Origin of the sequence: Kitasatospora sp. MBT66 (assembly GCF_000710405.2) — a bacterium.
Taxonomy (GTDB): domain Bacteria; phylum Actinomycetota; class Actinomycetes; order Streptomycetales; family Streptomycetaceae; genus Kitasatospora; species Kitasatospora purpeofusca.
On sequence record NZ_JAIY01000024.1, the window covers coordinates 1 to 20763 of the forward strand.

The window sequence follows — 20763 nt, forward strand, 5'->3', positions numbered from 1 at the left end:
ACCGACGGGGGTTCTTTGCGTTGACCGTTGACGTATCGTCAGGGCATGGACGATCGAACGGCAACAACGGGCGACGCGACCACGGTCCTCGCCTCCGACGTACTGCGGCCGGCCCAGCGGGACGCGGCCCTGCGGGTCTTGGCGGAGGCCCAGGCCGTGGACGGCCGGGCGGCCGTGTCCGAGCAGGGACGGCTCCGCCTGCGCTCCCCGGAGACGGCCCGGCCCGGGGTGACCCACTTCCTCGCGCTCACCGGTCGGGACGCGGACGCGGCGGGCATCGTCGGGTACGGCCAGCTGGAGGTGCCGGACAACGGCGGGGCGAACCCGGCCGCCGAGCTCCTGGTCGCTCCGACCGACCGGGGCCGGGGCTTCGCCCGTCCGCTGGTGGACGCGGTGCTGGCCGAGGCCGGGAAGGCCGGCCGGGACCATGTCGACTTCTGGGTGCACGGCGGCCACCCGGCGGCCCGGCACCTGGCCGACGCGTACGGTGCCGAGCTGGTCCGCGAACTGCGGCAGATGCGCCGGACCGGGCCGCAGACCGAGGAGGCCCCGCTCCCGGCCGGCATCGAGCTGCGGACCTTCCGCCCCGGCGAGGACGACGCCGAGTGGCTCCGGCTGAACGCGCTCGCCTTCGCCCACCACCCGGAGCAGGGCTCCTGGACCGAGCGGGACCTCGCCGACCGGCTGGCCGAGCCCTGGTTCGACCCGGCCGGCTTCTTCCTCGCCACCCGGGACGGCAGGCCGGTCGGCTTCCACTGGACCAAGGTGCACCCGGCCACCGTCACCGAGCCCGAGCTCGGCGAGGTGTACGTGGTCGGCGTCGATCCGGCGGAGCAGGGCAGCGGCCTGGGCCGGGCGCTGACCGCGGCGGGCCTGCGTCATCTGACGGGTCGCGCCGCCGGTGAGCGGGGGCTCGACACCGTGCTGCTGTACGTCGACGCGGACAATCCGGCGGCGGTGCGGGTGTACGAACGGCTCGGGTTCACCGTCCACGAAATCGACCTGATGTACCGCGCCGGGGTCGGGCCGGTCGGGGCCGTTCCGCCGACCCTTTCCGCGTAACGGAGAGTGACGGTCGGAAAAGCGCGCCCCGGCGCCGCCTAGCGGAGAGAACGAGGCCGCGGCAACGGTTGTGCACCCGGTGCCGCGGCACCGACCGCCTCAGCTTTCCTCCTGGCCATGCGGTGTTTACCGTGGATTCAATTAATGCCGCGAAGATCACAGGATGAAGTCCGTAGTGTCTCGCTCGTGCAGCATCGGTCAACACGTGGCCGGTGCTGTGGCGGCCGCGCCGGGTGGGTGGGCGTGGGCGACGGGCGAGGGCGACGGCTCGAAGAGCATTTCGTGTCCGGACGCCGTCCTGCTGGAGGAGCTGGAGCCCATGAGCATCCCCCGCCCCGTCCCTGCCCCGCCCTCCCCACCCGCGCGGATGTCCAGCGCCCTGGGGATACCGCCGGAGCCGACCGTCACCGACGAGCAGGACGCCGAGGAACTGCCCCAGGGCCGCTTCCTCGACCGTGAGCGCAGCTGGCTCGCGTTCAACGAGCGGGTCCTGGAACTGGCCGAGGACCCGGGGATCCCGCTGCTGGAGCGCACCAAGTTCCTGGCGATCTTCGCGAGCAACCTCGACGAGTTCTTCATGGTCCGGGTGGCCGGCCTCAAGCGCAGGATCGCCACCGGCGTGGCCCAGCGCAGTGCCTCCGGCCTCCAGCCGCGCGAGGTGCTGGACCTCATCTGGACCCGGTCGCGCGAGCTGATGGCCCGCCATGCCGCCGCGTTCCAGCAGGAGGTGCTGCCGGACCTCGCGGCCCAGGGCATCGAGGTGGTCCGCTGGTCGGAGCTGGCCGAGAAGGAGCAGGCGAGGCTGCACTCGCTGTTCCGGCAGAAGATCTTCCCGGTCCTCACCCCGCTGGCGGTGGACCCGGCGCACCCCTTCCCCTACATATCGGGGCTCTCCCTCAACCTGGCCGTCGTCGTGCGCAACCCGGTGTCCGGGCACAAGCACTTCGCCCGGGTGAAGGTGCCGCAGTCGCTCGCGCGCTTCCTGGAGGCCTCCCCGCAGCGGTACGTGCCGCTGGAGGACGTCATGGGGGCGCATCTGGAGGAGCTCTTCCCGGGGATGGAGGTGCTCGCCCACCACGCCTTCCGGGTCACTCGCAACGAGGACCTGGAGGTGGAGGAGGACGACACCGAGAACATCCTCAAGGCCCTGGAGAAGGAGCTGATGCGGCGGCGCTTCGGCCCGCCGGTGCGGCTGGAGGTCGAGGAGTCGATCGACCCCTACATCCTGGACCTGCTGGTGCGGGAGCTGAACATCACCGAGGCGGAGGTCTTCCCGCTGCCCGGCCCGCTGGACCTGACCGGGCTGTTCGGCATCGCCGGGCTGGACCGGCCGGAGCTGAACTACCCGAAGTTCGTGGCGGGCACCGCGCGCGGCCTGACCGATGTCGAGTCGGCCTCGCAGCCGGACATCTTCGCCGCGATGCGCGAGCGGGACGTGCTGCTGCACCACCCGTTCGACAGCTTCTCCACCTCGGTGCAGGCCTTCCTGGAGCAGGCCGCCGCCGACCCGGACGTGCTGGCGATCAAGCAGACGCTGTACCGGACCTCCGGGGACTCGCCGATCGTCGACGCGCTGATCGACGCGGCGGAGTCCGGCAAGCAGGTGCTGGTTCTGGTCGAGATCAAGGCGCGCTTCGACGAGCAGGCCAACATCAAGTGGGCCCGCAAGCTGGAGGAGGCCGGCTGCCACGTGGTCTACGGCCTGGTCGGGCTGAAGACGCACTGCAAGCTGTCGCTGGTGGTCAGGCAGGAGGGTGACACCCTGCGCCGCTACTCGCACGTCGGCACCGGCAACTACCACCCGAAGACCGCCCGGCTCTACGAGGACCTCGGTCTGCTGACCTCGGACCCGCAGGTCGGCGCGGACCTCTCGGACCTCTTCAACCGGCTCTCGGGCTATTCGCGCCGCGAGTCCTACCGCCGGCTGCTGACCGCGCCGCGGGGGCTGCGGGACGGTCTGGTGGGGCGGATCCACAACGAGATCGCCAACCACCGGGCCGGGCGTCCGGCGCACGTGAAGCTCAAGGTCAACTCGATCGTCGACGAGGCCGTGATCGACGCGCTGTACCGGGCCTCGCAGGCCGGGGTGCCGGTGGACGTGTGGGTGCGCGGCATCTGCGCGATCCGGCCCGGCGTGCCGGGGCTGAGTGAGAACATCCGGGTGCGCAGCATCCTGGGGCGGTTCCTGGAGCACTCGCGGGTCTTCGTGTTCGGCAACAACGGCGATCCGGAGGTGTGGATCGGCAGCGCCGACATGATGCACCGCAATCTGGACCGCCGGATCGAGGCGCTGCTGCGGATCACCGACCCGGCGCACCGGGCCGAGCTGTCCGGGCTGCTCGACCTCGGGATGTCGGACGAGACGGAGTCCTGGCACCTCGGGGCGGACGGGTCCTGGACCCGGCACGCCCAGGACGCCGAGGGCAAACAGCTGCGGCACGTCCAGGACCTCCTCATCGACTCGCGTCAGCGCCGTCGGGCCGTCGCGGCCAGATGAGTGCCGGTCGCCGCCACGACCCCGCTGACGCCGGATGTGACGACGTGAGCCGCGACACCGCGCGGCGTGCCCGCACCGGACCGAACGGTGCGGGCCACGCCGCCGGGGGACACGACGGCACGAGATTCGACGACGCGACCGCGCGACCCACCGACGCGAGCCGCTGAGCGGCAGGGACCCGCTGAGCGGTCGGCCACCAGCCCCGGGGACGGCCCCGGGGGAACGGGGATCTACCTAGCCATGACCGAAGCGCCGATGACGGCCCAGGCGGCCTCCACCGCGACCGCCGGGGACATCCTCTCCAGCCATCTCACCGGCCTGGCGGGCGCGTTCCTGCGCGCCCTGCCGCTGGCGGTGGGCGAGGTCGGCGCGAGACCGGGTGCGGCGGCGGTCCCGGCCGCGGGCACGGGGGACCTGCTGCGGGCGGTGCGGCGGATCGGCGGGCTGCTGCACACCTTCGGCGCGTCCTTCGAGCCGGGCTGGGTGCAGGAGTCCCGCACCGAGCTGTCCTGGCTGCTGAACCTGCTGGCGCTGGAGCCGGGTCTGGTGCGGCGGGCGGCCCGGCTGCTGGGCGCGTTGGACGGGCTGAGCGGCAGCGAGGCGGAGGGGCCCGGCATGCTGGCCGGCCACGCGGGGGCGCCGAAGGCGCGGGCGCTGCTGGACCGGCAGCTGACCCTGGCCCGGACCAGGGCGCACTCGACGGTGCTGCAGGAGCTGCGGTCGGCGCGGCTGCACGCGCTGGCGGACCGGATGACGCTGCTGGTGGCGGACGCGCCGCTGGCGAAGCCGGCCGAGGGCCGGGCCGGGGCGGTGCTGATGCCGCAGGCGGCGGCGGCGTTCGGGGCGCTGGCGGCGAGCACCCAGCTGCTGCCGTTGCAGCGGGCGGCGACGCCGTACGGCGGGGACGGGCTGCGTCGGCTGGGCTCGGTGCCCAGTGCGCGGGGGGCGCTGGACGCGGACGCGGCGCTGGCGGCGGACGACGCGCCGTGGCACCGGACCCGGGTGCTGGTGAAGCGGGCCCGGTACGCGCTGGAGGTGTGCGGGCGGCCGTCGGCGGTGCTGGACGACCTGGACCAGGTGCTGCTGCGGCACCAGGAGGCCTCGGAGGCGGCGGTGACGGCGGCGACCGCGGCGCGCACGCCGCGGATCACTCCGGCGACGGCGTACGTGCTGGGCGTGGTGCACGCCGATCAGCGGCTGGACGTGGAGGCGGCGCGGTACGCCTTCGGTCGGCGCTGGCCGGAGCTGCCGCCGGGTGCGGAGGCGTGGTTGGAGCTGCCGCCGGCCGAGGGCTGGGGGTCGGCTCCGGAATCGCGGACGGCCTGAGGTGGGCGGGCGGCCGGTCCCGGCGGACCGGTGGCCGGTCGGCCGCGGGCCGGTGGTGCTGGCGGCGGGGGCGGTGCTCTGGCTGCCGGGGCGGCCGAAGCGGAGCGGGCGGCTGGGCCGGCCGCGGCTGGCGGTGATCCACCGGCCGAAGTACGACGACTGGAGCCTGCCGAAGGGGAAGCTGGACCCCGGCGAGAGCGTGGTCGAGGCGGCGCTGCGCGAGGTGCGGGAGGAGACCGGGTTCTCCTGCGTGCTGGGGGCGGAGCTGCCGACCCAGCACTATCTGGCGCAGGGCCGGCCGAAGGAGGTCCGGTACTGGGCGGCGGTGCCGACGGAGGGGGCGTTCCGGCCGAACCGGGAGGTGGACCTGCTGGAGTGGCTGCCGGCCGGGAAGGCGCGGGCGCGGCTGACCCATGAGCGGGACCGGCGGTTGGTGGACGCGCTGCTGGCGCTGCTGGGCGCGAAGCCGGTGCGGGTGCGGGGCCGGGAGTCGTGAAGGAAGGGTGGAAGTGATCTTCCCGCGCCCTTGCCGTGACGCAACCGTTACTACCTGACGTAGTTTCCTGTCATCCGTCCGAGGTTCACTCTGCGTTCACTTACGACCGGCTGACGCGTCACCTGCCCGGCTTACTTTCGGTATCACCGGCGGGCCGAAGGGGCCCCGGACCTCAGCAAAACCCGTGCTGTGTCGTGCTTGCCACGACCCGCGCGTCGGGCAATGCCACAGAAAGGGACACCTGTGAAGCTCCAGCGGAACGGCCGCTCCAAGGCCCTCGCGATCGGTGCCATGGCGCTCGTCAGCTCGCTGTCGCTCGCCGCCTGCGGCTCGGACGATAACAACACCACCGCCACCGGCTCCAACGGCTCCTCGAGCGCCGCCCCGGCGATCGACTGCGGCCCGAAGCAGGCCCCCCTGGTGTCTGCCGGCTCCACCGCCCAGGGCAACGCGATCGACATCCTGAAGAACAACTTCGGCGCGGCCTGCAAGGACACCACCATCAACTACGGTGGCGGCGGCTCGGGTGCCGGTGTCCAGCAGTTCAACCAGGGCAAGATCCAGTTCGCCGGTTCCGACTCGGCGCTGAAGCCGGCCGAGGTCGACGCCAGCAAGGCCGTCTGCACCGGTGGCCAGGGCATCAACCTGCCGGTCGTCGCGGGCCTGATCTCGATCGTCTACAACGTCGAGGGTGTCGACAACCTCGTCCTGGACGGCCCGACGATCGCGAAGATCTTCGACTCGCAGATCACCAAGTGGAACGACGCGGCCATCGTCGCGCTGAACCCGGGCGCCAAGCTGCCGGACGCCGACATCCAGGCGTTCCACCGCACCGACGACTCGGGCACCACCGAGAACCTGACCAAGTACTTCGCCAAGACCTCGGCCGGTGCCTGGTCCTACCCGGCCAGCAAGGCGTGGGCGGGCAAGGGCGGCCAGGGCGCCAGCGGCTCGGCCGGTGTCTCGGCCCAGGTGAAGCAGGTCAAGAACTCGGTCAGCTACGCCGAGCTGTCGTTCGCCCAGACGAACAACCTGAAGAGCGCCTCGATCAACACCGGTGCCGCCAAGCCGGTCGAGGCCACCGCGGTCAACGCCGCCAACACCTTCGCCAAGGCGCAGATCGCCGGCACCGGCAGCGACCTGGCGCTGACCCTCGACTACGCGACCAAGGAGGAGGGTTCCTACCCGCTGGTCCTGGTCACCTACGAGATCGTCTGCGACAAGGGCAACAAGGCCGACACGCTGGACGCTCTGAAGGCCTTCCTGACCTACTCCATCAGCGACGCGGGCCAGAAGGCGATCGGCGACGCGGGCTACGTGCCGCTGCCGAAGGAGCTGACCGGCAAGGTCACCGCCGCGGTCAAGGCCCTCGCCTGATCCAGTAGCACCCTCCGCTGGGGCGGCCCCGTGAACGAGGGGGGCCGGGGCCGTCCCCAGCGGAACGTACCGACGAACGCACCACGTCCGGGGCACCGCCGCCATGGTGCCGCCCCCTCGGGGCCGCACCACCAGACCGGAGTAGACCAATGACTTCAAACACCCCTGCCGCCCCGCCCGGCGGGGAGCGCCGCCGGCGCGACAGCCGGGTCGGCGACAAGATCTTCATGAACCTGTCCCGCGGGTCGGGCATCCTGCTGCTGGTGGTCATGGCCGCCATCGCGGGCTTCCTGACCTGGCGCTCGGGCATCGCCCTGAGCAAGAACGAGGGCAACTTCTTCACCACCTTCGAGTGGACGCCGGACGCCCCGAAGCCGGTCTTCGGCATCGCCGTCCTGGTGTTCGGCACCATCGTCAGCGCGACGATCGCGATGGTGATCGCGGTGCCGGTGGCGATCGGGATCGCGCTGTTCATCTCCCACTACGCGCCGCGCCGGATCGCCCAGCCGTTCGCCTACCTGGTGGACCTGCTGGCGGCCGTGCCCAGCATCATCTACGGCCTGTGGGGCGCGCTCTTCCTGGTTCCGCACCTGGAGGGCCTGACCAGCTGGATGGACGACTACCTCGGCTGGACGTACATCTTCGACCAGTCCCGGGCGACCACCCCGCGCAACCTGTTCACCGTCGGCATCCTGCTGGCGATCATGGTCCTCCCGATCATCACCGCGGTCAGCCGTGAGATCTTCCGGCAGGTGCCGCGGATGCACGAGGAGGCCGCGCTCGCGCTCGGCGCGACCCGCTGGGAGATGATCCGCACCGCGGTGCTGCCCTTCGGCCGCCCCGGCATCATCTCGGCCTCGATGCTCGGCCTCGGCCGCGCGCTCGGCGAGACCATCGCGGTCGCCATCGTGCTCTCCTCCAGCAGCGTCCTCTCGCTGCACGTGCTCGACCCGGGCGGCGGCACCTTCGCGCAGAACATCGCGCTGAAGTTCAGCGAGGCCCAGCCCTTCGGCCGGGACGCGCTGATGGCTTCCGGTCTCGTCCTGTTCGTCATCACCTTGCTGGTGAACGGTGCCGCGCGGCTGATCGTCGCCCGCCGCAAGGAGTACTCGGGGGCCAACGCATGAGTGCCGCTACGACGTCGGTCCCGGCGGACGCCCGCCCGTTGGGCCGGCCGCTGACCGCCAACCGGCTGCCCAAGTGGGCCCCGGCCGCCGTGGCAGCCGGCTCCATCGCCCTCGGCTGCGGCATCGGCGCGGTCGGCGGCCTGGAGAGCAAGCTCCAGTGGGGCCTGATCTCCGCGATCCTCTTCGTGGTCATCAGCTACGTGCTCTCGGCGCAGGTCGAGGGCCGCCGCCAGGCCAAGGACCGGCTCGCCACCTCGGTGGTCTGGGTCGCCTTCATCCTGGCCGTGATCCCGCTGCTGGCCCTGACCTTCTACACCGTCCAGCAGGGCGCCAAGGTGGTGGACGGGAACTTCCTGTCCCACTCGATGCGCGGCGTGCGGGCCTCCGGCCCCGGCGGTGGTATCTACCACGCGCTGATCGGCACCCTGCAGCAGGTCTTCCTCGCCAGCCTGATGGCCGCGCCCATCGGCCTGCTGACCGCCGTCTACCTGGTCGAGTACGGCCGGGGCAAGCTGGCCAAGGCGGTCACCTTCTTCGTCGACGTCATGACGGGTGTCCCGTCGATCGTCGCCGGTCTGTTCATCCTGTCGGTCTGGAACCTCGCCCTCGGCTTCAACTACTCCGGCTTCTCGGGCAGCCTCGCGCTGGCCATCCTGATGCTGCCGGTCGTGGTCCGTTCCACCGAGGAGATGCTCAAGCTCGTCCCGAACGAGCTGCGCGAGGCGTCGTACGCGCTCGGCGTGCCGAAGTGGAAGACGATTCTTCGGATCGTCATCCCCACCGCCATCGGCGGCATCACCACCGGTGTGATGCTCGCGGTCGCCCGAATCACGGGTGAGACCGCACCGGTGATGCTGCTGGTCTTCGGCGCGGACTACATCAACAACAACCCGTTCGACGGGCCGCAGCAGTCACTGCCGATGTACATCTGGATGCAGTACTCCCAGGTGAACAACCAGTACGGCTACGCCCGTGCCTGGGGAGCCGCGCTCGTGCTGATCGCCTTCGTGATGGGGCTCAACCTCATCGCCCGGGGCATCGCCCGCTGGCGTTCGCCCAAGGCCGGGCACTGACCGACTGACGTACGACGACGAAGACTGAGAGAAGACGAACGATCATGGCCAAGCGCATCGACGTCAGCGGACTGTCCGCCTACTACGGCTCCACCAAGGCCATCGAGGACATCTCGATGGCGATCGAACCCCGCTCGGTGACGGCCTTCATCGGCCCCTCCGGCTGCGGCAAGTCCACCTTCCTGCGGACCCTCAACCGGATGCACGAGGTGATCCCGGGCGCCCGTGTCGAGGGCAAGGTGCTCCTGGACGACGAGAACCTGTACGGCACCAGCGTCGACCCGGTCGCCGTCCGCCGTTCGGTCGGCATGGTCTTCCAGCGCCCGAACCCGTTCCCGACCATGTCGATCTACGACAACGTGATCGCCGGCCTCAAGCTCTCGGGTGTCCGCAAGAAGTCCGTGCTGGATGACAAGGTCGAGAAGTCCCTCCAGGGCGCCAACCTCTGGAACGAGGTCAAGGACCGGCTGAACAAGCCGGGCGCCGGCCTCTCCGGCGGTCAGCAGCAGCGCCTCTGCATCGCCCGCGCCATCGCGGTCGAGCCGCAGGTCCTGCTGATGGACGAGCCGTGCTCGGCCCTCGACCCGATCTCGACCCTCGCCATCGAGGACCTGATCGGCGAGCTGAAGACCCAGTTCACCATCGTCATCGTGACCCACAACATGCAGCAGGCGGCCCGCGTCAGCGACCGCACCGCCTTCTTCAACCTGGCCGGTGTCGGCCAGCCGGGCAAGCTGATCGAGCTCGACGACACCCAGCGGATCTTCTCCAACCCGTCCGTGCAGGCGACCGAGGACTACATCTCCGGCCGCTTCGGCTAAACCGCCGGACCGCGCGGGCAGCGCGTCACAGGCTGCTTCGCGGTGCTGCATGGCGGTGCCGCCGCGAAGCATGAAAAGGGCCCGCCCCCCGGTATCGGGGGGCGGGCCCTGTCGCGTCCGTGCCGTGGCCGCGGCGATGTCCGCCGGCGTCCGTGTCCGGACCGGCGGTGCCGGTCAGCCCCAGAACAGGTGGACGAACCAGTACACCAGCGCCGCGACCAGGGCGGCCGCCGGCATGGTGATGAACCAGCCGAGCACGATGTTCTTGGCGACGCCCCAGCGCACCGCGCGGATCCGCTTGGTGGCACCCGCGCCCATGATCGCCGAGGTGATCACGTGGGTGGTGGAGATCGGCGCCTTGAAGACGAACGAGGTGATGTACATGACGGTCGAGGCGGTGGCCTCGGCGGCGAAGCCCTGCGGCGGGTCGAGCTCGATGATCTTCCGGCCGAGGGTCCGCATGATCCGCCAGCCGCCGGCGTAGGTGCCGAGCGAGAGCATGGTCGCGCAGGAGATCTTCACCCACACCGGGATCGGGTCGTCCGGGCTCTCGTGGCCCGAGATCACCAGGGCCATCACCACGATGCCCATGGTCTTCTGGGCGTCCTGCAGACCGTGCGCGAGCGCCATCGCGGCGGCCGAGGCGGTCTGCGCGACCCGGAAGTTGCGCTTGGCCCGGTGCGGGTTGGCCCGGCGGAACAGCCAGAGGATCGCCAGCATCACCAGGAAGCCGCCGACCAGGCCGACCACCGGGGAGACGATCATCGGGATGATGATCTTGTCGATGACGCCGCTCCAGATCACCTCGGTGCCGCCCGCCAGGGCCGCGCCGACCATGCCGCCGAACAGCGCGTGCGAGGAGGAGGAGGGCAGGCCGAAGTACCAGGTGACCAGGTTCCAGGCGATCGCTCCGACCAGCGCGGCGAACAGGATCGCCATCCCCTGGTTGCCGGTCGGGGTCTCGATGATGCCCTGGGAGACGGTGTGCGCCACCCCGCTGCCCAGGAAGGCGCCGGCCAGGTTCATCACCGCGGCCATCGCCAGCGCCGCCCTGGGCGTCAGGGCCCGGGTGGAGACCGAGGTCGCGATCGCGTTGGCCGAGTCGTGGAAGCCGTTGGTGTAGGTGAAGAAGAACGCAACGCCGACGACGGCGATGAGTGCTGCCATGTCCACGGGGGTCAGGACTCCTTGACCGCGATGGTCTCCACCGTGTTGGCGACGTGCTCGAAGGCGTCCGCGGCCTGTTCGAGGACGTCCACGACCTGCTTGAGCTTGAGCACCTCGATCGCCTCGTACTGGCCGGAGAAGAGGTGGGCGAGCAGCTTGCGGTGGATCTGGTCGGCCTGGTTCTCCAGCCGGTTGACCTCGATCCAGTACTCGGTCAGGTTGGACATGCTCCGCAGGTTCGGCATCGCCTCGGCGGTCAGCTCGGCGGCGCGGGCCAGGACCTCGATCTGCTGCTCGATGCCCTTCGGCAGGGTCTGGATGTCATAGAGGACGACCAGGTCGACGGCCTCCTCCATGAAGTCCATGATGTCGTCCAGCGACGAGGCGAGGTTGTAGATGTCCTCGCGGTCGAAGGGCGTGATGAAGGACGAGTTCAGCTGGTGGAAGATCGCATGGGTGGTGTCGTCTCCGGCGTGCTCGGCGGCGCGCATGCGCTCGACGATCTCCGCGCGGGCCGACACGTCTGATCCCAGCAGTTCCAGCAGGAGCTTCGAGCCCACGACCAGGTTCTCCGCGGCGGCGGCGAACATGTCGTAGAAACTCGTCTCCTTCGGGGTCAGGCTAAAACGCACGGAAATCTCCGATGTGCGGGGTAGGGGACTGAACGATGCTAGGTGCAACCGCGCGTGGGAGCGCAAACGGGGTGGCCGAAAAGGAGCCGGAACCTCCCCTTCCGTTCGGCTGCCGCAGCGGTGGGTCCGATGCACCACAGGTACGGGCGTAAGCCCCCAGTCTGACGGAACCTCGCCCGGATTGCCCCTGCCGTGCGGCCGGAACGACGGGGTGTTCCCCGGACGGGGGAACCCGGGGACCGACCGGTCGCCGGCCCGCTCCGGGCCCGCGGCGCCGGAGGAACACCACGACGGGCCCGGGTGTTGGACACTGGAGGCCGACGCAGCCACCCAGGCACCCAGACGAAGGCGGGCCGATGACCACCACGCAAGCGCGTACCGGGCCGGAGCAGGCGCCCGGGGCGGAACCGCACGGCGAGCACGCGGTCTCCCCGGATGCCGTCGAGGCCGCCCCCGCCGGTCACGGCCCGCACGGGTACAGCGCCCAGAAGGACGCGCACCTCAAGCGGCTGCGCCGGATCGAGGGCCAGATCCGCGGACTCCAGCGGATGGTCGACGAGGACGTCTACTGCATCGACGTGCTCACCCAGGTCTCGGCCAGTACCAAGGCCCTGCAGTCCTTCGCGCTCTCCCTGCTCGAGGAGCACCTGCGGCACTGCGTCGCGGCCGCCGCCGAGGAGGGCGGGGCCGAGCTGGACGCCAAGGTCGCCGAGGCCACCGCGGCGATCGCCCGGCTGCTGCGCAGCTGAGCGCGCCGCCGCCGACGGCGGGGCCGACCCGGGTGCCGCGGGGCCTACGGGTCCCGCGGGTCCGGCAGCTCCCGCTGGTCCGGCAGCTCGCGCTCGGCTTCGGTGGCCGGACCGCCGTCGGGCCGGTCGAGCAGCACCTCGTCGATCCGCTCGGTCGGCAGCCGGTCACCGCTGCTGGCCGTGGCGGCGATCATCAGCTCACCGGCCAGCTCGATCTCGTCGAGGGCCGCGTCGTCGTGGCCGCCGCTGCGGTCGCCCGTGGACGCCATCACCTGCACCACCCCTTCAGCGCCTCGCCAGCCCGGGCGGCAGCCACCCGACGTCCAGCCTAGGCACTTCGGAGCCCGTCCACATGGCACGGACGGGCCATCTCGGCGCCGCCGAAACGGGTGGGCTCCGGGACTCCCGGGCCCACCCGGACCGGCGGCCTCCCACGCCGAGCTACTTCGGGTTCTCGCCGGGCTTCATGGTGAAGATGTCCGCGGCGGCGGGCTCGGCGGCCTCCACCGGCTTGCCGAAGTCCGTCAGTGTGGTGGTCGAGACCACCTTCACCTGGTCCTTCGCCTCCTTGGACCCGGCCACCCCGGCGAAGGTGAAGACCTCGACCACCTTGTGCAGCCGGCCCTGGTCGTCCAGCCAGGCGTCGTAGGGGATGTCCTTCACGGTGAAGGTCTGCGCCCCCATCCGCAGGCCGTCCCCGCCCCGTCCGCCGGTGGCGTCGGCCGCCTTGGCGAGGTCCAGGGTGCCGCGGAAGTGCTTCAGGGCCACCCCGTCGACCGTCTCGGTGCCCACCGCCTCGGCCTTCTGCGCCCCGCGCAGCGCGCCCGCGGCGGAGGCCGGGTCGGTGGCGCCGCCGCTGACCAGGTTGCCGTCCGGCAGCTGGCGGACGTCCAGCTTGACCCACTTGCCCTCCGGCACCTTGGCGCCGCTGTTCTGGAGGTAGACGGTGCCGGGCAGCAGCACCTCGACGATCTTGCCGGTGGTCGCGGCGCCGGGCGGCACCTGCACCTCCAGCCGGCCGATCCGCTTCACGTAGTCGTAGCCGCCGGTGCCGGTGAAGACCGCCTTCTTGTCGGCGGACTCGGTCACCAGCTCGGTGGCGGCGTGCGCCGACCCGGCCCGGCCGGTGATGTCGGCGGTGCCGCGGACCGCCGTCAGCGGGTCGGCGGAGAGCTGGTCCGGGGTGCTGCTCGCCTGCTGGTCGGCCGAGGCGCCCCCGGCACCGTCCGGCGAGCAGCCGGCCAGTCCGGCCGCGCCGGTGAGGACGGCGGCGAGCAGCACGGCCCCCGCCGCCGGCCGCGGCCGCCGCTCCGCCCGGCCGACCGTTCGGACGTCGTGCTGCTGGTCGGTCATCTTCATCCTCGCGAAACCCCCTCGGGCCCGACTGCCCCGCCGGCCACCGGGGGGTGGGCAGAGCTCTTTCCGGGCAAACGAGTTGGGGCGCAAGGGGTTACGCCGGACCCGGCGCGTTCCGGACGTCGCGCGCCGGTGGTCCGGCGCGTTACCGTGAACCACGTGCACAGTGAGCTGCCGGACGTTCCCGGCACCGTCCGGATGCCCGAGCACCGCGTCGCGATCAGCGAACGCGGTTCCTTCTGCTTCGCGACCTGCAGCTGCGGCTGGTTCTCCCCGGCCCGGCGCTCGCGCGACCTCGCCCGCTGCGAGGCCGACGACCACCTGATCGGCAACGACACCGCCCCGCGGGGGTAGGGCGGATCGTTCGGATCATGCGGCCAGGTCGGACTCGGGTCGCGGTTCCTCGGTGCGCACCGTCCCGCGGGTCCCGCCGCCGCGCCGCCCCCGTCCGCCGCGCCCGGGGCCCCGGCCGCCGCCGCCGGCCTCGCCGCGCCGTCCGGCGCGGATCAGCGGGGCGAGCGGGGTGCGGGCCAGGGCGTGGCAGAGCGGGACGAGCACGGCCATCGCGATCGGCGCCAGCAGCAGCACCACGGCGACGGCCAGCGCGAAGCCGCCGATCACATCGGTGGGGTAGTGGACGCCCATGTACATCCGGCAGAAGCCCTGCAGCAGGGCCAGGCCGCCGGCGATCCAGCCGAGCCGGCGGTTCACCAGGAAGAGCGCCACCGCGATGCCCATCGACATCGTGGAGTGGTCGCTGACGAAGGAGTAGGTGCCGGCCTTGCCCTCGACCAGCACCTCCAGGTCGGGGTGGTCCACGAAGGGCCGGGGGCGGTCCACGATCGCCGCGATCGGCAGGTTGGCGAGCTCGGCGATGGCGACCGACAGCGGGGCCCAGAGCAGCCCGGCGACCGCCACCGGGGCGTCCGGACGCCGCCGGGCCTGCAGCCAGCCCACCAGGCCCAGCAGCGCGAGGCCGATCAGGATGCCGTACTCGCCGATCCAGGACACCAGGTGGTCCAGCCGGGCCGGGGCGTGTTTGGCCAGGCCGTTGACTGCGTAGAGCAGGCCGAGGTCGGGGTTGGTCGTGTCGGCAAGCGGCGTCGACACGCCGCACCTCCTTCTGGTCCGCTGCACCTGGATCGTTCCGGCCGGGGCCCGTCCGCCGTCGCCCAGGTCAGGGCGGCTGACGGAAGGCCAACGGACACAACGTCATAACCGACGGACAGCGTTCCACGGAAACGCGCGGTTATGGAAACTTGACTCAGCGTCCACGCCGCGCGCACACCGGCCGGGCGGTCGGGGATCAGTTCTTTGCGGGGGTTTGACCGGAACCGGCCGGTCCGGTGGCGGCGACCGCGGTGGGCCGGGCGGCCGGGGCCGCCTGTGCCGCCTGGGCCGCCGGGGAGGTCGGGCCGGTCGGGGACGTCGGGCCGGAAGGGGCCGAGGCGGGGGCCGGAGCCGGGTCGCCGGGGCGGCTCGGAGCGATCACCCCGCCGTCGGCGTTGCGGTTCGGCAGTGCCTGGGCGGCGTCCGAGGTCACCCGGGTGGCCCCGATGTACTCCTTGGTGTCGATCTTGTCGTAGCGGATCACCGCACCGGTGTGCGGGGCGTTGATCATGTACCCGCCGCCGACGTAGATGCCCACGTGGTGGATGGAGCGCGGGTCGGTCAGATCGGTCGCCCAGAACACCAGGTCGCCCGGACGCAGCTGGTCCCGGGACGGGTGCGGGCCGGCGTACCACTGGTCGTTGGCGACCCGGGGCAGGACGATGCCCACGCTCTCGAACGCGGCCTTGGTGAGCCCGGAGCAGTCGAACCGCCCGTTCTGCCAGGCCAGCCCGTCGCCGCCCCACAGGTACGGGGTGCCGAGCTTGCCCTGGGCGAAGTAGATCGCCCCGGCGGACTGCGCGGAGACCTCCACCGGCGCGACCGGGGCGGCGAAGCTGCGGGAGGTGGCCAGGATGTTCCGCACGTACCCCTGGGTCTCCCGGTACGGCGGCACGCCCTGGTACTTCGTCACCGCGCCCGGCCCGGCGTTGTAGGCGGCCAGCATGTTCGACTGGCGGTCGCCCGGGACCTTGGCGACGAAGGAGGCCAGCGCGCAGTCGAAGGTGGCGGCCGAGGCGATCGCGTCCAGCGGCTCCCAGGGGTCCTTCCGGCCGTCGTTGTTGCCGTCCGTGCCGTACGCCGCCCAGGTGCCCGGCATGAACTGCGCCAATCCCTCCGCCCCGACCCCGGAACGGGCCCGTGGGTCGAAACCGCTTTCCTGGTACAACTGCGCCGCGAGCAACGGGGGGGAGAGATCGGGGCAGAGCCGCCCCCACTGTTCGATCGGCCCTTGGTACGCGGCCGGAACGGTTCCCGGGGAGAGCCCGGCGGCATTGCCCTGGCGCTGCGGAGTCCCGCTCGCCGCATACGTCCCGAACGTCACCAGCCCGATGAAGCCGACCGCGACAACTCCTGCGGCAGCGGCGGCCGTAGCGCCCTTCCGGAGTACCATCAGCACCATCCCGACGAATCGTCAGTCGAAGTGTCCCGGAAGGCGTTGCTCACCGCAATCATCAGAGATACAAAGAGTGAGCGCTATCCTTCGTACGGTGGACATCCTCGCGTACGTGTCCGATGCCTCACGACCAATCCGCGAGAAGCAGCCAAGTCGACATCAGATCTGGCCAAGAATAGGTACCGACCCTTCGCGCGGGCGGGGTCTGGGCCCTTGAATTTGCCTGATCGGGCGGTGAGATGGAAATGAACCAGAGCAGCGTGCACAGCATCGCGATCGGCCACCTGGCCGAGGACCCTCCAAAAAAGCCGAATATCGACACCATCATCGGCGGGATCGCCCCGGACTGGGGTCCGTTCGCGAGTCTCGGCTCGGAGGCCCGGGTGATGGTCGAGGTCGTCATGGCCGTGGCGATCCTGGCCTGCCTCGGCCTCGCTGTCTGGGGTGCGGCCAAGCAGCGGATCGGTGCCACCGCGATGCGCGACAGCTTCGGCGCCGAACAGGGCAAGGGACTGATCATCGCCGGTCTGACCGGCGTGTTCATCATTGGATCACTTGGCACTCTGTTCACCATTGTGTACGGCATGGCGATCTGACGATCGGGCAGCGCGGGCCGGACAGGCGGAGCGGACAGCCGAGGCGGAGCCGACGGCGCCCACGGGGCGGACCGTCGTGACGCGCCGGCGGACGGCGCGGCATCCTTGCCGGTCGACCTGTCCGATCGTCTGACCGTCCGACTGCCGGACCGTCCGACCGGGCATCCGTGCATGCCCGGCGCCACGCCGGGAATCCATCCACCACCCCTTCCCTCCCGCCCGCCCACGGCCGGAGGGGCCCCCGGAGCCGCCCCCGGCTCCCCGCACCAGGAGGGCCGCCGTGCCGTTGTCCGACGACCAGCCGCACACCCGTACGCGGCTGCCGGTCGGCGAACAGCCCTCGTCGCAGATGAGTGCCCGTCAGGCACGCCCGCTGCGCACCCTTCTGACCGTCCTGCTGGTCGTCGCCCTGCTGGTCCTGGCGATCTCCATCGCCAACCGGGGCAAGCCCGACCCCGGCACCGCCGCCGCCGGACGCTCCGCCGACCGGGCCGCCGGGGCCACCGCCACCTCCGGCGCGGGCCCCGCGCCCAGCGGGGACCAGCCGGTGACCGCCACCGTCAACGGCATCGCCGCCGGCTTCCCGCACACCGACCAGGGCGCCCAGTCCGCCGCCGCCAACTACGCCGTGGCCATCGGGTCCGCCGACATGTTCCGCGCCGACAGCCGCCACACCATCGTCACCACCATCGCCGACCCGGCCGCGGCCCAGGCCCTGCAGGCGCGGCTGGACCAGGGGTTCTCGCCGGAGACGGCCGCCAGGTTCGGGGTGGACGCACAGGGACGCGCCCCGCAGGGGATGACCTTCGTCAGCCGGACGGTCCCGGTGGGGACCAAGAGCAGCGGGTACACGTCCGAGAACGCGAAGGTCGAGGTCTGGTGCACGGGTCTGTTCGGGGTCGCGGGCGAGCGTTCGGTCCGCCCCGTCTCGGAGGAGTGGTTCACCCTCACCCTCAGCCTGCGGTGGGTGGGCGAGGACTGGAAACTCACCGACTACAGCCGGGCGTCGGGCCCGGCACCTGTCCCGCCCGACCAGCAGGCTGCGACCGCTGAGGAGATCACAGGTGCCGTCGAGCAGTTCGGAGGCTTCCGCTATGCGCGCTGACGGTGGCCTGGCGTCGATGCCGCGCGCTCTGACAAGGCTTTCGGGCGGGGTCGCCCTGGGACTGCTGGCAGTGGTCCTGACGGCGCAGCAGGCGCTCGCCGAACCCTCGCCCAGCGCAACCCCGACTCCCACTCCGAGCAACCCTGCCTCGAACTGCCCCGGGATCCCCCTGCCCGGCAACGACGTCTACTGCGCCCCCGGTGGCAGCGGGGGGTCCCTGCCCGGGAGCGGGACGGTCGGGACCGTCACGGACCCGTTGGGGGCGCTGGCGAAGGGGTGTGCGCAGGCGGCGGTGTGGGTGGTGCGGAAGTTGTCGGGGGCGATCGACGGGACGACGGAGGTGGACTTCACCAATGCGTCGTTCCTGCAGCAGTACGCGGTGGTGTTCGCCGCGTCGACGGTCGTCACGCTGGTGCTGTGGCTGCTCGCGGTGACCAAGCGGGCGGTGCGCGGGGCGCCGTTGACGACGGCGATCTCGGAGGCGATCGGGTTCCTCTGGCTGACGGTGGTGGCGTCGGCGTTCACGCCGTTGATCCTGTACACGGTGGTGAGCGCGACCGACGGGCTGACCAAGGCGATCGCGGTGGGGACGAAGTCGGACACCGGGACGTATCTGGGCGGGTTCGCGGACACCCTGGAGAAGGGTGACATCGGCGGCGGGCCGTTGATTCTGATCATCACCTCGCTGGTGGCCGTGCTGGCCGCCGCGGTGCTCTGGATCGAGCTGCTGATCCGGGCGGCGATGCTGTACGTGGGCGCGCTGCTGGGGACGGCGGTGTACGCGGGGCTGGTCGACAAGCAGCTGTGGAAGCACGTGCGCCGCTGGGCGGGGGTGATGCTGGCGGTGGACCTGGCGAAGCCGATCATCGTGATCATCCTCGGGCTGGCGGGTGCGGTGTCGGCCGGGGCGGGGGCGAGCGACGACTTCGCCCGGGTGCTGTCGGGGCTGGCGATCCTCTTCCTGTCGATCTTCGCGAGCGCCGCCGTCTACCGCTTCGTGCCGGGCTTCGGCGACGAGATCATGAACATGCGTCATGCCCGGGCGAGCGCGGTGTCCGCCGGGTCGGCGATGATCAACGGGACCGCGAACTTCATGCGGCAGGGCATCAGCACGCACGGCGACCGCGGCGCCCCGGGCGGCGGCGGGGGCGGTGGGGGTGCCGGCGGCGGTTCGGTCGCCCCGGGCATCGCCGCCCACGCGTCCCGGGCGCCCTCGCCGCCGCCGCAGGCCGGGCCGCCGGCCCAGGCCTCGGGTCCGACCCGCGACAGCAATCCAGCGAAGGGAGGGTGACGGGTAAGTGAGCAGCGAACCGCTCGGCCAGTACGGGGCCCAGTACGCCCAGCCGTACGTGCACCAGCGCCGCACCTACCTGATCGGCAAGGCCCGCCCGAACGCGCCGATCGGCCGGAACCGGGAGTCCGGCGAGATCGTGCTGATCATCTTCGGCGCGTTCCTCGGCATGCTCTGGGGTCTGCTGATGCCGGTCCTGCCGCTGCGCATCGCGGGTCTGGTGGGTCTGCCGGCGCTGGCGATCGCGGCCGTGTACGTGCCGTACCGCCGTCGGACGTTCTACAAGTGGGTGGAGATCAACCGCACCTACCGGCGGACGGTCCGCAGCGGGCGGGCGGTGTGGAAGTCGGACGCGGTCGACGCCGGGACCCGGCTGGACGGCCGTGAGGTGGAGATCGGCCCGCCGCCCGGGGTCGGGCGGCTGCGCTGGCTGTCGGCGCCGTTCGGGCCGGACGAGGTCGCGGTGCTGATGCACCTGGAGCGGCGCACGGTGACGGCGGCGATCGAGATCGAGGGCCCGGGTGTCGGGCTGCGAGACTCGGAGGACCAGGAGGCGCTGGTCGACCGGTTCGGGACACTGCTGAAGCACGTCGCGAACGGGGACGGCTTCGTGACCCGGCTGCAGATCCTGGCCCGGACCCTGCCGGCCGACCCGGACGCGCACGCCAAGGACGTGGAGCGGCGCGGCGACCCGGGTGCGCCGAACTGGCTGAAGGACTCGTACGACCAGTTGCAGTCGATGGTGTCGACCTCGTCCGAGCAGCACCGGGCGTACCTGGTGGCGTGCATGCACTACACCCGGGACCTCGCCGCCGAGGCGCACGCGATGGGGCGGACGGCCACCGGCCGGCGGGCCCGCGACGACGAGGGCCTCGCCTCGGTGATGGCCCGCGAGCTGACCGACATCTGCGCCCGGCTGGCGGAGGCGGACATCCGGGTGCGGCAGCCGCTGGGCCAGGCCCGGCTCTCCTCGCTGCTGCACTCGATGTACGACCCGGACCACCCGATCGACCACATCCAGGCGATGTCGAGGCGCAATGCCTGGCCGGCCGAGCTGGACGCCACGCATCAGCAGTTCCTCCAGGCGAAGACCCGGGAGTCGGCGACCCGGGAGCCGTGGTGCCACGCCACCGCGTGGATCAAGGAGTGGCCGCTGACCCCGGTCGGCGTCAACTTCCTGGCGCCGCTGCTGGTGCACACCCCGGACGTGATCCGGACGGTGGCGGTGACGATGGACCTGGAACCGACAGATGTCGCCATCGAGCGGATGCTCACCGAGAAGACCAACGACGAGGCGGAGGCCAGCCGCGCCGCCAAGATGAACCGCACGGTCGACCCGCGCGACCTGGCCCACACCGGCCGGGTGGACCAGCGGGGCGACGACCTGGCGTCCGGCGCGGCCGGCGTCAACCTGGTCGGGTACATCACGGTCTCCTCGCGCAACCCGGACGCGCTGGCCCGGGACAAGCGGACGATCCGGGCCTCGGCCGGCAAGAGCTATCTGAAGCTGGAGTGGTGCGACCGCGAGCACCACCGCGCGTTCGTCAACACCCTGCCGTTCGCCACCGGTATCCGCCGCTGA

Annotated in this window: 19 protein-coding genes and 1 pseudogene; 14 read left to right on the forward strand and 6 right to left on the reverse strand. The window is 71.6% G+C overall.

Features of this window, described 5'->3' with window-relative positions; genetic code table 11:
- Positions 1 to 45 precede the first annotated feature (45 nt).
- The 8 genes and pseudogenes from mshD (at position 46) to pstB (ending at position 9779) form a co-directional block, all read left to right on the forward strand.
- Entirely contained in the window at positions 46 to 1062 is a 1017-nt protein-coding gene (mshD, locus tag BI06_RS44570; RefSeq protein WP_051743059.1) for a mycothiol synthase, read from the forward strand.
- A 343-nt stretch (positions 1063 to 1405) separates the two neighbouring features.
- A pseudogene (locus BI06_RS44575) lies at positions 1406 to 3559 on the forward strand (RNA degradosome polyphosphate kinase); the annotation flags it as partial.
- 240 nt (positions 3560 to 3799) lie between these two features.
- Positions 3800 to 4885, forward strand: a complete 1086-nt coding sequence (locus BI06_RS44580) for a CHAD domain-containing protein (RefSeq protein ID WP_051743060.1) — start codon at positions 3800 to 3802, stop codon at positions 4883 to 4885.
- A 1-nt stretch (position 4886) separates the two neighbouring features.
- Complete coding sequence (locus tag BI06_RS44585; protein WP_233290559.1) at positions 4887 to 5381, forward strand: NUDIX hydrolase; 495 nt, start codon at positions 4887 to 4889, stop codon at positions 5379 to 5381.
- A gap of 243 nt (positions 5382 to 5624) precedes the next feature.
- Complete coding sequence (gene pstS, locus BI06_RS44590; RefSeq protein ID WP_030397517.1) at positions 5625 to 6758, forward strand: phosphate ABC transporter substrate-binding protein PstS; 1134 nt, start codon at positions 5625 to 5627, stop codon at positions 6756 to 6758.
- A gap of 149 nt (positions 6759 to 6907) precedes the next feature.
- Positions 6908 to 7885 (forward strand): phosphate ABC transporter permease subunit PstC, encoded by a 978-nt coding sequence (gene pstC, locus BI06_RS44595; protein WP_030397518.1) that lies wholly within the window; start codon positions 6908 to 6910, stop codon positions 7883 to 7885.
- The gene (gene pstA / locus BI06_RS44600) at positions 7882 to 8958 is read left to right on the forward strand and encodes a phosphate ABC transporter permease PstA (protein ID WP_043478740.1); all 1077 of its coding nucleotides are present in this window, start codon (positions 7882 to 7884) and stop codon (positions 8956 to 8958) included. The genes pstC and pstA overlap by 4 nt, the downstream gene beginning before the upstream one ends.
- Positions 8959 to 9002: 44 nt before the next feature.
- Positions 9003 to 9779, forward strand: coding sequence for a phosphate ABC transporter ATP-binding protein PstB (gene pstB, locus BI06_RS44605; RefSeq protein WP_030397520.1), 777 nt, complete (start codon positions 9003 to 9005; stop codon positions 9777 to 9779).
- 174 nt (positions 9780 to 9953) lie between these two features.
- On the opposite strand, the gene BI06_RS44610 is transcribed toward pstB, so the two are convergent.
- Together BI06_RS44610 and BI06_RS44615 are read right to left on the reverse strand one after the other, a co-directional pair.
- Positions 9954 to 10952 carry an inorganic phosphate transporter gene (locus BI06_RS44610; RefSeq protein ID WP_030397521.1) on the reverse strand — a complete coding sequence of 333 codons (999 nt, stop codon included), beginning with the start codon at positions 10950 to 10952 and terminating at the stop codon, positions 9954 to 9956.
- A gap of 5 nt (positions 10953 to 10957) precedes the next feature.
- The gene (locus BI06_RS44615) at positions 10958 to 11578 is read right to left on the reverse strand and encodes a DUF47 domain-containing protein (RefSeq protein WP_030312623.1); all 621 of its coding nucleotides are present in this window, start codon (positions 11576 to 11578) and stop codon (positions 10958 to 10960) included.
- Between the two features lie 356 nt (positions 11579 to 11934).
- Between BI06_RS44615 and BI06_RS44620 the strand changes: the two genes are divergently transcribed.
- Positions 11935 to 12327: a metal-sensitive transcriptional regulator gene (locus BI06_RS44620; RefSeq protein ID WP_030397522.1), complete on the forward strand. Its 393-nt coding sequence runs from the start codon at positions 11935 to 11937 to the stop codon at positions 12325 to 12327.
- Between the two features lie 44 nt (positions 12328 to 12371).
- Here the strand turns inward: BI06_RS44620 and BI06_RS44625 are convergent, their stop codons facing one another.
- Both BI06_RS44625 and BI06_RS44630 read right to left on the reverse strand, forming a co-directional pair.
- Positions 12372 to 12596, reverse strand: a complete 225-nt coding sequence (locus tag BI06_RS44625; protein WP_051743066.1) for a hypothetical protein — start codon at positions 12594 to 12596, stop codon at positions 12372 to 12374.
- A 172-nt stretch (positions 12597 to 12768) separates the two neighbouring features.
- Positions 12769 to 13680, reverse strand: coding sequence for a hypothetical protein (locus BI06_RS44630; RefSeq protein ID WP_055731183.1), 912 nt, complete (start codon positions 13678 to 13680; stop codon positions 12769 to 12771).
- A gap of 162 nt (positions 13681 to 13842) precedes the next feature.
- Between BI06_RS44630 and BI06_RS44635 the strand changes: the two genes are divergently transcribed.
- Positions 13843 to 14037 carry a hypothetical protein gene (locus BI06_RS44635; protein ID WP_149030693.1) on the forward strand — a complete coding sequence of 65 codons (195 nt, stop codon included), beginning with the start codon at positions 13843 to 13845 and terminating at the stop codon, positions 14035 to 14037.
- 15 nt (positions 14038 to 14052) lie between these two features.
- On the opposite strand, the gene BI06_RS44640 is transcribed toward BI06_RS44635, so the two are convergent.
- Positions 14053 to 14793 carry a phosphatase PAP2 family protein gene (locus tag BI06_RS44640; RefSeq protein ID WP_043478748.1) on the reverse strand — a complete coding sequence of 247 codons (741 nt, stop codon included), beginning with the start codon at positions 14791 to 14793 and terminating at the stop codon, positions 14053 to 14055.
- A gap of 196 nt (positions 14794 to 14989) precedes the next feature.
- Positions 14990 to 16195 (reverse strand): NlpC/P60 family protein, encoded by a 1206-nt coding sequence (locus BI06_RS44645; RefSeq protein ID WP_369826404.1) that lies wholly within the window; start codon positions 16193 to 16195, stop codon positions 14990 to 14992.
- 239 nt (positions 16196 to 16434) lie between these two features.
- Here BI06_RS44645 and BI06_RS44650 point away from each other — a divergent pair, with 239 nt between their 5' ends.
- The 4 genes from BI06_RS44650 to BI06_RS44665 all read left to right on the forward strand — a co-directional run bounded on the left by BI06_RS44650 (position 16435) and on the right by BI06_RS44665 (position 20763).
- Positions 16435 to 16785: a hypothetical protein gene (locus tag BI06_RS44650; protein ID WP_045941228.1), complete on the forward strand. Its 351-nt coding sequence runs from the start codon at positions 16435 to 16437 to the stop codon at positions 16783 to 16785.
- A 280-nt stretch (positions 16786 to 17065) separates the two neighbouring features.
- Positions 17066 to 17890 carry a hypothetical protein gene (locus BI06_RS55000; protein ID WP_043478751.1) on the forward strand — a complete coding sequence of 275 codons (825 nt, stop codon included), beginning with the start codon at positions 17066 to 17068 and terminating at the stop codon, positions 17888 to 17890.
- Positions 17880 to 19181, forward strand: a complete 1302-nt coding sequence (locus BI06_RS44660) for a hypothetical protein (protein WP_199523464.1) — start codon at positions 17880 to 17882, stop codon at positions 19179 to 19181. The genes BI06_RS55000 and BI06_RS44660 overlap by 11 nt, the downstream gene beginning before the upstream one ends.
- A gap of 7 nt (positions 19182 to 19188) precedes the next feature.
- Positions 19189 to 20763 (forward strand): SCO6880 family protein, encoded by a 1575-nt coding sequence (locus tag BI06_RS44665; protein WP_051743062.1) that lies wholly within the window; start codon positions 19189 to 19191, stop codon positions 20761 to 20763.